The following is a 13,182-nucleotide window of genomic DNA, read 5'->3' as shown; positions in this document are numbered from 1 at the left end:
CAGCTGCTGCCCGGCCATCTAACATTCAACGTGTGGAACCTTATTTCAGTGATGTCAGGAAGCTTTCCCCGAACTTTGGATGTTTCACATTGAAGTTATCGGCAACCGTAGCCCCGATATCGGCGAATGTCTTCCTCACAGGAAGCTCTTCACCCTCTCCGCTGAATCGCTTTGAATAAGCAAGAAGCGGCACATATTCACGCGTATGGTCCGTTCCAGGGGCCGTCGGATCATTCCCGTGATCAGCCGTGATAATCAGAAGATCTTCCTCGGTCATTTTCTCAAAAACCTCTGGTAGCCTGGCATCGAATTCTTCCAATGCTTTCCCATAACCTTCAGGATCGCGTCGATGGCCGAACTGGGCGTCAAAGTCGACTAGATTCAGGAAGCTCAAGCCTGTAAACGGCTGGTCCATGGTGCGGATGAATCCATCCATTCCGTCCATATTGTCCTTTGTCCGAACTGAATCCGTGACCCCTTCCCCGTTATAGATATCGGAGATCTTCCCGATGGCAATCACATCATATCCCGCATCCTTCAGTTCGTTCATAACGGTGCGATCGAATGGTTTCAATGCATAGTCATGTCGATTCGATGTTCTTTTGAAAGCACCCGGCTCACCGATGAACGGGCGGGCGATGACACGTCCAACGAGGAATTCATCATCCTTCGTGAGTTCCCTTGCAATTTCACAGATGCGGTATTGTTCTTCAATGGGAATGATGTCTTCATGTGCAGCAATCTGAAGAACGGGATCGGCGGATGTGTACACAATCAGGGCACCGGTCTCCATATGTTCTTTCCCCAGTTCATCAATGATGGCCGTTCCGCTTGCAGGTTTGTTCCCGATGACGGTCCTGCCCGTTTCCGCCTCCAGTTTCTGGATGAGCTTTTCCGGGAAGCCTTCCGGATAGGTTTTGAACGGCGTATCAATGTTCAAGCCCATGATTTCCCAGTGGCCTGTCATGGTGTCTTTCCCTACGGATGCCTCCTGCATTTTCGTGTAGTGGGCAAGAGGCTTTTCAGCCTTGTCGATCCCCTTGATTTCACGGATGTTGCTCAGACCCAGCTTGGCCATATTGGGCATATGAAGCCCATTCATGTGTTCCGCGATGTGACCGAGGGTATCGGCCCCTTTATCATCGAACAGGTCCGCATCGGGTGCTTCCCCTATTCCCACTGAATCCATCACGATCAGGTGGACCCTTTTGTATGTATAGCTGCTCATATTATCTGCCTCCTGTAAACAACCGCCTTTAAAACGGTTACATTTTCATCAATGCTAGTAGTGTACCCTCTGCCACTGAGCGTGAATCAGAACGATACAACGTCAGAAGTCTGACATCTATATTCTACTTTCCCCTTCAAAAAAATACAAGGGAGATCCCGCAAATTTTGCGGGATCTCCCCTCCCCTAAGCCCTTGGATGGAATTTTGTATACACATCCTTCAGACGGGTCTTTGTCACGTGCGTATAGATTTGTGTGGTGGAAATATCGGCATGTCCGAGCATTTCCTGAACCGCCCGCAGATCGGCTCCATTTTCAAGGAGATGCGTGGCGAATGAATGCCGTAATGTATGAGGCGTGAGTTCCTTCTCAATATTGGCCTTTTTCTGCAGGGCCTTGAGATTTTTCCAGAACCCCTGCCTGCTCATCCCGCGGCCATGATGGTTCAGAAAAAGGTGATCATCCCGTTCTCTCCCCGACCTGAGCTTCAGACGAGAATGTTCGAGATAATCCCCGAGTACATTCATCGCCGTCTGGCCGATGGGAATGATCCTTTCCTTATTCCCCTTTCCTATACAGCGGATGAAGCCCATATTGAGGTGAAGATCATCGAGCTTCATACCAATGAGTTCACTCACACGGATACCCGTTGCGTATAAGAGCTCAAGCATGGCCTTATCCCTCATGCCGAGAGGGGTGGAGGCATCGGGCGCCTCCAGGAGCGCTTCCACCTCGGATAAGCTCAGGATCTTGGGAAGCTTGCGTTCGGTCCGCGGTGTTTCGAGATGGACCGTCGGATCCTGCTCCACGGCCTTCTCCCTTAAAAGGAACTGGTGGAATGAGCGGATCGAAGCGACATGCCTTGCCACAGTCTTCGACGATTTCCCCTGATCACCAAGATGACCGAGGAACTGGACGATGTTCACACGTGACACTTCATTCCAGCCTTCCATTCCTTCTACATTCTTAATATAGAGGGAGTAGCTCTTCAGATCGCGCTTGTAGGAATCAATCGTGTTCTTCGAAAGCCCTTTTTCCACTGTTAAGAAATGCATGTAATCTTCTATATGGTCTTCCAACATCCATTACTCCCCGTTCGTATAAAAAAATAATAATCGATCATACCAGTGTGCTTCCTCGTCTGCAACCGCCGAGGAAACTTTCACGGCCGACCCCTCCGGTTCATCATATCGGTGATACCCTTCGTATTCTTCACCGATCCACATGATGCCGTAATAAAAAAGGATCGTCGATCCCGTAAAAAGGATAAACACCTTCAGCGTCTGCCAGATCATCCGGACTCCTTTACCCATCTTCCATCCTCCCCGTCATCTATTAATACAAGCTATGACGGTTTTCCTTCATTTTATACCTGAACGGATGAAAGTTTAGGCGGTTTCCCGGCAAAAAGCCCCGAAGATTATGTATATCGCATGCTTGCGACGGGATCCCCGGGGCTTCGATTACTCTTCATTATCCTGGCATCTTGAGCAAATGCCATGAAAGGTCAATCTGTGGTCTTTTATTTTAAACTTCCAGTCACGTTCCACAATGTTTTCAACGTCTTCCAATAAGTCTTCCTGAATTTCATCCACTGCTCCACATTCAATGCATACGAGATGATGATGGAAGTGGGCAGCTCCTTCTTGGCGAAGATCATAACGTGATACTCCATCGCCAAAGTTGATTTTATCCACAATTTTCAGCTCGGACAACAGCTCCAGGGTGCGGTACACCGTGGCAAGTCCGATTTCCGGAGATTTTTCCTTAACGAGGAGGTATACATCTTCGGCACTGAGGTGGTCTTCTTCATGTTCGAGCAGCACCCGCACAGTCGCTTCACGCTGGGGTGTAAGCTTGTAACTGGCTGAGTGAAGGTGCTTTTTGATTCGTTCGATACGGCTTTCCATGGTCCCTTCCTCCCCCGTCAATATCTAGTTTATTATAACAAAAAGGGAGGAATAAGCAAAATAAAATTATTACAAACAAAAAAGTAGAATGATTCTTATATAAGAATGGATTTACTTGATTTTTGAAATAACCGTTTCCATCAGACTCGGAGAAAGGTACGCCTCCACTCCCGCTGCCACCGTAATGACGGCGATGGCTGCCACAAGGAATACCACGTATCGTGAAAAGAACGGGATCATGGGCAACTGCATGGACGTTTGTCCCCTCATGAAAATCTTCCTGATCAACGTGATGGAAAAACTTGCGCTCACTGCTCCTATGAAGATGAAAGCCGGGATGATGATGATGTTTTGTGGAAGGATGCTGACGAATGACAGCAGGAAGCCACTCCAGCCCATCTGGTTCACGAGAAAGCCTACGGAAAAACCGACCACGACCCCCTTCATGAACACGAGAACGAAGATCAGCGGAAGTCCGATGATCGAAATCCCGAGCAACCAAAGGATGCCAAGCGACTTCACATTATGAAGGAAGCTTTGCCTGAACATATCTTCGGAAGAAGTCATCCTCCCCCCTTCTATCTCGGTGAAGAATTTCCCCAGATAAAGATACAGATCTTCTTTCTGGGCGAAAGACAGGGAATTGACGACGATGGCACCGAAGATCACACCCATGAGGAATAATGTGATCATGAATAAATAGATCGAGGAATGGGCTTGTACATGTTGGATTAGTGGATTGGATTGGGAAAATTTTTTACGCATCACTGTGCTCCTCCTAGACATCGATTACTAATCTATATGAGGGAGCACCCAGACATATGACAAGATCCCTCCCGGATGACCGAAAGGGACCTGTATGGAAAGGATCAGCGCGCTGCCGCCTGTAGTTCAAGATACTGAATGGCATACGCCGTCTTGGCGTCATAGATTTTCTTTTCCTTCATGAGTGCCTTCGCTTCCTCCAGCCCCACTTCCAAGAGCTCGACGAATTCATCTTCATCCGGACCCTTCGCATCTTCCATTTTATACAGATCCTTTGCGACGTACAGATGCACTAGTTCATCAGCGAATCCCGGGGAAGTGTAGAAGGAAATCAAATGCTCAAGCTTTCCGCATCCATATCCCGTTTCCTCTTCAAGCTCCCTCTCTGCTGTAAGGGCAGGCTCTTCACCAGGCTCAAGCTTACCTGCAGGGATTTCAATAATGGCTTTCTCCAAGGCTTTGCGGTACTGCTCGACCATGACGATCTTTCCTTCTTCCGTGAGGGCGATTACTGCCACCGCGCCCGGATGCTTGATCAGTTCACGTTTGGAGGTCTTTCCGTTCGGGAGCTCCACTTCATCAATCTGAAGGTTGATGATCTTTCCTTCGTATACGGTTTCCGACTGGATCGTTTTTTCTTCGAATTTACTCATTTGCGACTCTCCTGTTCTTTCAACGCTGGATTCTTCATACATTCTACCATACTTCCGAATCGGGGTGGAATTCTTGGAGATTCTGGTGGATAAAGATCGTGTCATCCTTAAAGGCAAGGCGTGGGAGATCAGAAGGAAGTTGAAGGAATACAGTCTCCGGTTCGATACGGTCCATGATTGGATCAAAGCGATGCATTCCGAGTCCCGTTAATTGTTTATCCCGTCCCCCATCCGTTAATATAATAGAGGAAAGAGTATCGGAAGGGATGGATGAATAGTGGATAAGAGAGAACTTGGAAACTCCGGTCTATATGTATCAAAACTCGGACTCGGATGCATGTCCCTCGGGACGGAGGAACAATCGGCGGTGGAGATCGTCCGCTATGCACTGGACCATGGCGTGAACTATCTAGATACCGCCGATTTATATGATTTTGGACAGAATGAAAAAATTGTGGGACAAGCCTTGAAGGGGCGCAGGGACCAAGTAATCCTCGCGACCAAAGTCGGGAACCGCTGGGACGATGTGGATGATGGGTGGCGCTGGGATCCTTCCAAAAGCTACATAGAGAAAGCCGTAAAGGACAGCCTTCGCCGCCTGGGTGTCGACTATATCGATCTGTATCAGCTTCACGGTGGCACGATCGAAGACCCTTATGAAGAAGCCATCGAGGCTTTTGAAACGCTGAAAAAAGAAGGCTTGATCCGGGCGTATGGAATTTCGTCCATCCGTCCGAATGTGATCAAACGTTTCCTTTCACACGCCGATATCCAGAGCATCATGATGCAGTACAGCCTCCTCGACCGCCGCCCTGAAGAATGGATGCCCCTCCTTGAGGAGCATGGTGCAAGCATTGTGGCGAGAGGGCCCCTTGCCAAAGGGATGCTTTCAGAGCGGATGCTGGCAAAAGCCTCGGAGAACGTCCGGGAGAAGGGCTATCTGGACTATTCTTACGGTGAACTGGAACAAACGCTTTCGTCCATTAAAGAGAGACTGGACTCTAGAAGCATGAATGAACTTGCCCTTCAGTACGTGCTCTCCCACCCGTCGGTCGCTTCGGTCATCGCAGGAGCAAGCTCAAAGGAGCAGCTCGCTCAAAACATCGACGCGGTGAATGCTGATCCGCTCACGGATGAAGAAGTCAAGCTCCTGAAGGATTTGACCACATCTTCCAGATATGATGCCCACAGGGACTGATCCATAGGAAAGGGACGGCTATCCATAGCCGTCCCTTTCTCTTTATCCTCGATCTTTGAACTCTTTCCAATTCATGCTGCTCTCATTCAAGAGCTCCTCGAAGCTTTTATTCTTCTCCCGACGCTTTTGCTCTTCTGCCTTCAAGCGCCGTTCTTCGGCTTTCTTGTCGGCCTCTTCGTTCTCAAGCTCCTGCTTCTTATGTTTAAGCTGCTCGAATAGATCGGCATTGATGGAATGTTTGAGCGTCAGTTCTGCTTCCTGTTTCTTTTTCTTTGACATCTCGATCCCTCCCCACCCCTTAGTTATAAAACGTCCGACCTCATAAGTCCACTATCTTGCAACAATTCGTTCAGGAAAAGGGAGTTCGGGTGTCAATTAAAAAAAGACCGGGTATCGAAAACCCGGTCTTCCTAATTCACGACTCTCTTTCATTCGGAATCAATAGGCTTCAAGCTTTACATCATCATGGACGATGAGGTCCGCAGCCGTTGATGACTTGATGTCGTCCACGCTGAACCCGTTGGCCACTTCCCGGAGAACCAGCCCTTCATCTGTGACGTCCATCACGGCACGATCGGTGATGATGCGATCCACGACGCCCCTGCCTGTAAGCGGAAGGGTGCATTCCTTGAGGATCTTGCTCTCCCCGCTCTTATTCACGTGCTCCATGATGACGATGATGCGTTTTGCCCCATGGACAAGGTCCATGGCTCCGCCCATCCCTTTGATCATCTTGCCGGGGATCATCCAGTTGGCGAGATCACCATTTTCCGCCACTTCCATTCCACCGAGGATGGCGATATTGATATGTCCTCCCCGGATCATGGCGAAGGACTCCGCACTATCAAAGTACGCTGACCCGGGAATGGCCGTCACGGTTTCTTTCCCTGCGTTGATGAGATCTGCATCCACTTCCTCTTCTGTCGGATACGGTCCGATACCGAGTAATCCATTTTCTGATTGAAGGACCACCTGTTTATTCTCCGTGATGTAGTTGGCTACGAGCGTCGGCATCCCGATGCCGAGGTTGACGTAGAAGCCATCCTCGATTTCTTTTTCCGCACGTCTGGCAATCCGCTCCCTCATACTTCCTCGATCCATTTCCTCCACTCCCTTTCTTATGATTTTACCGTTCTCCGCTCGATCCGCTTTTCTTGATCGGCTTGAATGAGCCGTTGGACGTATACGCTCGGCGTATGGACCTCCGCCGGGTTCATGCTGCCCGTTTCCACAAGCTCTTCCACCTCGGCGATGGTCACCTTACCGGCAGCGGCAATCATAGGATTGAAGTTTTGGGCGGTTTTATTGTAGATGAGGTTTCCCATCTTATCTCCCTTCCAAGCACGGACAAGTGAAAAATCGGCGGTGTAGGCCTCCTCGAGGAGGTATTCCTTCCCATTGAAGGTGCGCGTCTCCTTGCCTTCTGCCACAGGGGTACCGACGCCTGCCGGAGTGTAGAATGCCGGGATGCCGGCTCCGCCCGCACGGATTTTCTCAGCGAGGGTCCCCTGCGGGACGAGCTCTACTTCCAGCTCTCCAGAAAGGACCTGACGTTCGAACTCTTTATTCTCGCCTACATACGAACCGATCATCTTGTCGATCTGTTTGTTCTTCAATAGTAAGCCTAGTCCCCAGTCATCCACCCCGCAGTTATTCGAGATGACAGTCAAGTTCTTGACGCCTTTCTTTTCAAGGGCCAGGATCAATTTCTCCGGGATCCCACACAGGCCGAAGCCTCCTACCATCAATGTGGCCCCGTCCTGGATATCGGCCACAGCTTCATCATACGATGTGTATACGGTTTTCATCTCGTTCCCTCCTTATTCTATTGATTCAGCTCAACGATCGTCGCGACGCCCTGTCCTCCACCGATGCAAAGCGTGGCAAGACCGTGGGTGACATTTCGCTTCTTCATCTCGTGAATGAGGGTCACAAGGATCCTGGTCCCGCTCGCACCGATCGGGTGGCCGAGGGCAATCGCCCCACCATTCACATTCAGGCACTCCTTATCGAAATGAAGCTCTTTATCAACAGCGAGCGATTGGGCCGCGAAGGCTTCATTCGCTTCGACGAGCCCCATATCTTCAAGGCTCATCCCTGTCTTCTCCATAACCTTCTTCACCGCCGAAACCGGTCCGATCCCCATCACACTCGGATCGACGCCTGCACTGGCATTCCCTTTGATCACGACAAGGGGGCTGATTCCGAGCTCATCCGCCTTCTTCTTCGACATGACCACCACTGCTGCTGCACCGTCGTTGATTCCCGATGCGTTTCCTGCCGTGACCGTCCCCTCTTTTTTGAAGGCCGGACGGAGCTTGGATAGTCCTTCGGCCGTCGAGCCTTTCCTCGGAAACTCATCCTGACGGAATACGACTGCTTCCCCTTTTCGCTGCGGAATCTCCACCGGTACGATTTCATCGTCGAATCTTCCTTCTTCGATGGCTGACACAGCTTTTTGCTGACTCCATGCGGCGAATTCATCCTGCTCTTCCCTCGTTAACCCATACCGATCACACAGATTCTCAGCCGTGACGCCCATATGGTAATCATTGAAGGCACACCAGAGGCCATCAGAAATCATGCTGTCGACCACTTTTTGATCCCCCATCTTATAGCCGTCCCTTGCCCCTTTTAATAAATAGGGGGCCATGCTCATATTCTCCATCCCTCCGGCAACGACGATATCCGCATCCCCCGCAAGGATGGCCTGCGTTGCCAGGTGGACGGTTTTAAGGCCGGAGCCGCATACTTTATTGATGGTCATGGCGGGGACGGTTTCCGGCAGTCCCGCCTTGATGGAAGCCTGACGTGCTGGGTTCTGCCCAAGGCCGGCCTGAAGCACATTCCCCATGATCACTTCATCAACCTGATCGGGATTCACCCCCGCTTTATTCAATGCTTCTTTGATCACAATGGCGCCAAGGTCCGGCGCCGATACGCCCTTCAGTGAACCGTTGAATGTCCCGATTGCTGTCCGGACTGCACTGACGATGACTACTTCATTCGACATCATTCTTCCTCCCTTTCTTACAATCTGGTGTGTTTTTAAGAGAGTTCGACCATAAAAACATTCCCATCATACAGTTTTCGATGAAAGCGCTTAAAACCCTCTAAATTTGACGAAAAATTTTTAGTTGATTTATATATTAGAATATTTCTACAATAGAAGCAGGAGGGAGATTATGAAACTACCTAAACAAGTGACCATCATCGAAGTCGGTCCCCGGGACGGACTTCAAAACGAACAGAACTTTGTGCCGACTGAAGTAAAAGCCGCCTTCATCCGAAAGCTCAAGGCAGCAGGGATCAAGGAGATGGAGCTGACTTCATTCGTTTCCCCGAAATGGGTGCCACAGATGCGTGACGCATATGATATTGTGGAAAACTGTCTGACGGAGGATTCTCGTGACATCGTATTGGCACCGAACCGGAAAGGGGTCGAACGCGTCTATGAAACAGGATGCCGTGCCATCGCCGTATTCGTGGGCGTGAGCTCGGGGTTCAATCGGAAGAATATCAACAAGTCGACGGAGGAGGCCTTGGAGGAGACCTTGCCTCTAGTCAAGGAAATGAAGGAACGGAACTATTTCGTCCGTGCCTGCATCTCGACGGCATTTCACTGTCCGTATGAAGGGAAAGTTGATCCCTATGAGACCCTCGCCATCTGTAAGGCGTTCCGTGATGCCGGGGTGGATGAACTGAGCGTCGCGGATACAATCGGGCAAGCCAATCCCCTCGAGGCATTCTCCCTCTTTTCCCTGTTGAAGCGTGAATTGCCCGACGTGCTCATGACGGCGCATTTCCATGACACACGGAAGATGGCCCTGCCCAACATCCTCGCTTCCATGCAGGCAGGCGTCACCAGGTTCGATGCATCGGCGGGCGGTCTCGGAGGTTGTCCTTTCGCACCGGGTGCAACAGGAAATGTTGCAACGGAGGACGTCGTCTACATGCTGGACTCCATGGGGATCTCCACCGGGATTGATCTTGAAAAACTGACCGGGGCCATTCGGGAGGTCTCTTCCCACATTTCACGAAAAATTGAAAGCGGTTACTATAATCTAAGTCTTTGATATCCTTTTAGCGCTCCCTTTGGGTGGCGCTCTTTTTTTATCTGTGGAGTGCTCTCCGTTTCTCTTTTCAGCCCGATTTGCTACTATGGAAGAAAATGATGTTTCGAGGTGAGCCATGAGATGAAGAAGAAGTTAGCCGTACTGGGAGGCGCCGTCTCCACCCTGGGCCTGCTCGGCCTCTACATAACCAACCGCTTCATGTATTTGCCGAAAAAAGGTGAGAAGGACATTTACGAACGGGAGATCCAGGCAAACCGCCTGATCGAACGTGAATACAATACCCTTCCGAAAGAGGAGGTCACCATCACCTCTCCCTTCGGTTATTCCATCAACGCCGTTTTCATCACCCCGTATCCAGAGGGGAAATTCATGATCTTCTGCCACGGTGTGACGGAGAACAGATGGAACTCAGTGAAGTATATGAATCTATTCCTAAAGAGGGGCTTCAATGCCGTCATCTATGACCATCGACGCCACGGGAAGTCCGGCGGGAAATCGACGAGCTATGGATATTATGAGAAGCAAGATCTGAAGGCCGTGGTGGACGAGTTGATCCGTCGCGAAGGAGAAGATATCCAATTCGGGATCCACGGGGAATCCATGGGGGCCGCCACCCTCCTTCTATATGCAGGGAGCGTCGAGGACAGAGCAGACTTCTATATCGCGGATTGTCCTTATTCCGACTTCGGCCAGCAGCTGACCTACCGGATGAGCGCAGAGGCGAAGCTTCCATCCAAAGCGGTCCTCCCCCTCATCAACGGGATGCTGAAGCTCCGGGAAGGCTATACCTTGAAGGACATCGCGCCACTTGCCGTCGTGGACCGGATCAAAAAACCCATCCTCTTCATCCACAGTGCCGATGATGATTTCATCCTGCCCCGCATGACGGAGGAGCTTTTCCAAAAGAAAAAGGGACCCAAGCAACTATACATGGATTTCAAAGGCGCACACGCCCAATCGTATAATGATAATCCAGAGAAATATGAAGAGGTCATCGATGAGTTCCTTCAGCGTTTCACCGGAGGCGGGGCATCATGATCCCTAAGGCATTTGCTGAAAAGATGGTGACCATTCACGGGGAGCGGGGCATGGAATGGATCCGCCGGACGGAAGAGCTGCTCGCCTCCATCAAGCAGGAACGCAATCTCACATTCGGGGAGCCATTCGACCTCAGCTACCATTTCGTCGTCCCTGCATCTGATGGCAATCACGACTACGTGTTGAAGACAGGGTTTCCCGGTCAGGAATTCACCCATGAATACCTGGCTCTCAAAGCCTTTGAAGGGCCGGGTGTGGTCAAGTTGATGGAAGGCAAACCGGAAGAAGGCTGGATGGTCCTTGATCTTGTAAAGCCCGGAACCCCTCTCCACACCATAAAGGAGGAAGCGGACGTGCTCGGCATCTGGTCTGAATGCGCAGGGGCGCTTTGGCGTCAGCTTCCAGACGACGATGCAGATTTCCCGACGGTCTCAGATTGGTCTAGGGGCCTCTCCAGGCTCCGTGAGCGCTACGGTGGAGGAACCGGCCCCATACCGGAGTATTTGCTTGAAAAGGCTGAAACCCTTTTCCCCGAGTTGCTTTCAACAGCCGGTCCCCTTTATCTTTTGCACGGTGATCTGCATCACGGCAATATCCTGCATTCAGACAAGGACGGCTGGACGGTCATCGATCCGAAAGGACTGATCGGAGAGCGGGAATATGACTGCATCCAGTTCATGCTCAATCATTGGCAGGACCACCCGGAACCCCTTTCGCTCCTCGCTTTGAGGGCCGGGACGCTTGCATCTTCCCTTTCCCTTTCCTACGGGAGACTGATCCGCTATGGTCTTTGCCACGCTATACTCTCTGCCAGCTGGTGCACGGAAGACGGCGTCGGCGACCCATCCAACGGCATTGAACTGGCCAAACTATTCGACACACTCATCCAAGACGAACACTGACAGAAGGAGACACGACATCATGACATTCTATAAGACTTTATTTTTTGACGTGGACGACACGCTACTGGACTTTAAAGCAGCAGAAGAAGAGGCCATCACCCTTCTCTTCACGGAACATGGGATACCCCTTACGGAAGAGACAAGGACCCGTTATTCAATCATCAATCAATCCCTGTGGCGAGACCATGAACAAGGAAGATTGGATCGGGATACGCTGCTCAACACCCGATTCTCTCTCTTCTTCAAGGAACTCGGACAGGAAGTCGACGGGAAGGCTCTCGGCGAACAGTATCGATCCTATCTTGAAAAGGGGGATAAGCTCATGGACGGCGCCCTTGAAACCATCACAGCCCTGAAGGAAAATCACGATCTTTACATCGTCACCAACGGGGTATCGAAAACTCAATATAAGCGCCTCACTTCTTCCGGGCTTCATCCCTTATTCCTAGAAACCTTCGTATCCGAAGACACCGGCTATCAAAAGCCGATGAAAGAATTCTTCGACTACGTCTTTGCACGGATCCCGGGCCTTGACCGGTCAGCGAGCCTCATTATCGGCGACTCCTTGACTGCAGATATCCAAGGGGGATCCATGAGTGGGATCGATACCTGCTGGTACAACCCTACCGGTAAGCCGAATGACAGCGGAATCGTGCCTACCTATGAAATCCGCGACCTCCGGGAGCTTCTGAAGCTTCTACAAAAATACGAGGCTGAGACAAACATGTTTTAGTCATAATAAAACCCGAATCATTTGCCTACGATAAAGCAAATGATTCGGGTTTTAAATTTTTTGATGAACATTCAAATTTCATCGTTTCCAGCGGTTGATCGGAGTGCAAGACGAAGACTCCAGCGGGAAAAGTAGCTGATGTGAGACCCCGCAGGCCTGCCGAGGAGGCTCACGGGCTACCCGCGGAAAGCGAAGTCTTGCACGGAGATCATGAGCGGTATTAAGATCCTATACTGATCGTGTTCGGCTTTAAAGGGGCCTTTTTTAGTTTTGTCCCAGCCTCGTTTCGGTTCATTCCGGGAACAACACAAAGTTCATTCGTCCATTGATGATCTGACCGGGACTTTTCAGTTGGAAGGTGTTGCTTGAAGGTGAAAAGTCGATTTTCAATTGTTCGTCAAGGAAGACCATCTTGGACTTCTCCACAAGGATGGGGCCATCATTCGTCTCGATCACAAGATCCTCGCCTTCCACGGGCTCACGTACATACCAGAGCGTCGGAATCCCACTGACGACGCACCCGCATCCCTCTGTGTCATACTTTAATTTTAAATGGCCTTCCCGGCCGGAAATTTTCTGATTGATGATTTCACTTGCTTTTTCGGTCCACTCGATTTTCATCTTGTCTGCCTCCTTTACCCTTCCATACTATCATAGTTGGAGAAGACGTATTGCAAT

At 50.5% G+C, this 13,182-nt stretch carries 17 protein-coding genes; 6 read left to right on the top strand and 11 right to left on the bottom strand.

Features of this window, described 5'->3' with window-relative positions; all coding sequences use genetic code 11:
* Positions 1-40 precede the first annotated feature (40 nt).
* From deoB to AF331_RS02870, 6 genes are all read right to left on the bottom strand, one after another.
* Complete coding sequence (deoB, locus tag AF331_RS02895; RefSeq protein ID WP_053426678.1) at positions 41-1,228, bottom strand: phosphopentomutase; 1,188 nt, start codon at positions 1,226-1,228, stop codon at positions 41-43.
* Between the two features lie 186 nt (positions 1,229-1,414).
* Entirely contained in the window at positions 1,415-2,308 is an 894-nt protein-coding gene (gene xerD / locus AF331_RS02890; protein WP_053427755.1) for a site-specific tyrosine recombinase XerD, read from the bottom strand.
* A 6-nt stretch (positions 2,309-2,314) separates the two neighbouring features.
* Positions 2,315-2,542 (bottom strand): YqzK family protein, encoded by a 228-nt coding sequence (locus AF331_RS02885; protein ID WP_048005944.1) that lies wholly within the window; start codon positions 2,540-2,542, stop codon positions 2,315-2,317.
* 150 nt (positions 2,543-2,692) lie between these two features.
* A complete protein-coding gene (fur, locus tag AF331_RS02880; protein WP_048005945.1) occupies positions 2,693-3,139 on the bottom strand; it encodes a ferric iron uptake transcriptional regulator in 447 nt (148 codons plus the stop codon).
* 111 nt (positions 3,140-3,250) lie between these two features.
* Positions 3,251-3,904, bottom strand: coding sequence for a stage II sporulation protein M (gene spoIIM, locus AF331_RS02875; RefSeq protein ID WP_053426677.1), 654 nt, complete (start codon positions 3,902-3,904; stop codon positions 3,251-3,253).
* Positions 3,905-4,008: 104 nt separating this feature from the next.
* Positions 4,009-4,557, bottom strand: a complete 549-nt coding sequence (locus AF331_RS02870; protein WP_053426676.1) for an NUDIX hydrolase — start codon at positions 4,555-4,557, stop codon at positions 4,009-4,011.
* Positions 4,558-4,642: 85 nt separating this feature from the next.
* On the opposite strand from AF331_RS02870, the gene mciZ reads away from it, so the two are divergent.
* Together mciZ and AF331_RS02860 are read left to right on the top strand one after the other, a co-directional pair.
* On the top strand, positions 4,643-4,768 hold the full coding sequence (mciZ, locus tag AF331_RS22110) for a Z-ring formation inhibitor MciZ (RefSeq protein WP_222115160.1): 126 nt from the start codon (positions 4,643-4,645) through the stop codon (positions 4,766-4,768).
* A gap of 66 nt (positions 4,769-4,834) precedes the next feature.
* Positions 4,835-5,755: an aldo/keto reductase gene (locus tag AF331_RS02860; RefSeq protein WP_053426674.1), complete on the top strand. Its 921-nt coding sequence runs from the start codon at positions 4,835-4,837 to the stop codon at positions 5,753-5,755.
* Between the two features lie 42 nt (positions 5,756-5,797).
* On the opposite strand, the gene AF331_RS02855 is transcribed toward AF331_RS02860, so the two are convergent.
* From AF331_RS02855 to AF331_RS02840, 4 genes are all read right to left on the bottom strand, one after another.
* Positions 5,798-6,034, bottom strand: coding sequence for a YqkE family protein (locus AF331_RS02855; RefSeq protein ID WP_048005950.1), 237 nt, complete (start codon positions 6,032-6,034; stop codon positions 5,798-5,800).
* Positions 6,035-6,193: 159 nt separating this feature from the next.
* Positions 6,194-6,856 (bottom strand): CoA transferase subunit B, encoded by a 663-nt coding sequence (locus tag AF331_RS02850; RefSeq protein WP_053426673.1) that lies wholly within the window; start codon positions 6,854-6,856, stop codon positions 6,194-6,196.
* 17 nt (positions 6,857-6,873) lie between these two features.
* Positions 6,874-7,563, bottom strand: a complete 690-nt coding sequence (locus AF331_RS02845) for a CoA transferase subunit A (protein WP_053426672.1) — start codon at positions 7,561-7,563, stop codon at positions 6,874-6,876.
* A 17-nt stretch (positions 7,564-7,580) separates the two neighbouring features.
* Positions 7,581-8,771: an acetyl-CoA C-acetyltransferase gene (locus AF331_RS02840; protein ID WP_053426671.1), complete on the bottom strand. Its 1,191-nt coding sequence runs from the start codon at positions 8,769-8,771 to the stop codon at positions 7,581-7,583.
* A 169-nt stretch (positions 8,772-8,940) separates the two neighbouring features.
* Between AF331_RS02840 and AF331_RS02835 the strand changes: the two genes are divergently transcribed.
* The 4 genes from AF331_RS02835 (at position 8,941) to AF331_RS02820 (ending at position 12,504) form a co-directional block, all read left to right on the top strand.
* Positions 8,941-9,831: a hydroxymethylglutaryl-CoA lyase gene (locus tag AF331_RS02835; RefSeq protein WP_053426670.1), complete on the top strand. Its 891-nt coding sequence runs from the start codon at positions 8,941-8,943 to the stop codon at positions 9,829-9,831.
* Positions 9,832-9,951: 120 nt separating this feature from the next.
* Positions 9,952-10,869 carry an alpha/beta hydrolase gene (locus AF331_RS02830; protein ID WP_053426669.1) on the top strand — a complete coding sequence of 306 codons (918 nt, stop codon included), beginning with the start codon at positions 9,952-9,954 and terminating at the stop codon, positions 10,867-10,869.
* Positions 10,866-11,771: an aminoglycoside phosphotransferase family protein gene (locus AF331_RS02825; RefSeq protein ID WP_053426668.1), complete on the top strand. Its 906-nt coding sequence runs from the start codon at positions 10,866-10,868 to the stop codon at positions 11,769-11,771. Before AF331_RS02830 ends, AF331_RS02825 begins: the two co-directional genes overlap by 4 nt.
* Before the next feature lie 19 nt (positions 11,772-11,790).
* Entirely contained in the window at positions 11,791-12,504 is a 714-nt protein-coding gene (locus AF331_RS02820; RefSeq protein ID WP_053426667.1) for a YjjG family noncanonical pyrimidine nucleotidase, read from the top strand.
* A gap of 291 nt (positions 12,505-12,795) precedes the next feature.
* Here AF331_RS02820 and AF331_RS02815 read toward each other — a convergent pair whose 3' ends face one another.
* On the bottom strand, positions 12,796-13,125 hold the full coding sequence (locus AF331_RS02815) for an iron-sulfur cluster biosynthesis family protein (protein WP_053426666.1): 330 nt from the start codon (positions 13,123-13,125) through the stop codon (positions 12,796-12,798).
* Between the last annotated feature and the right edge of the window lie 57 nt (positions 13,126-13,182).

This window comes from Rossellomorea marisflavi, from assembly GCF_001274775.1.
Lineage (GTDB): Bacteria > Bacillota > Bacilli > Bacillales > Bacillaceae_B > Rossellomorea > Rossellomorea marisflavi.
The sequence above is the reverse complement of the archived record's forward strand: the minus strand, read 5'-3'. Positions and strand labels throughout refer to the sequence as shown.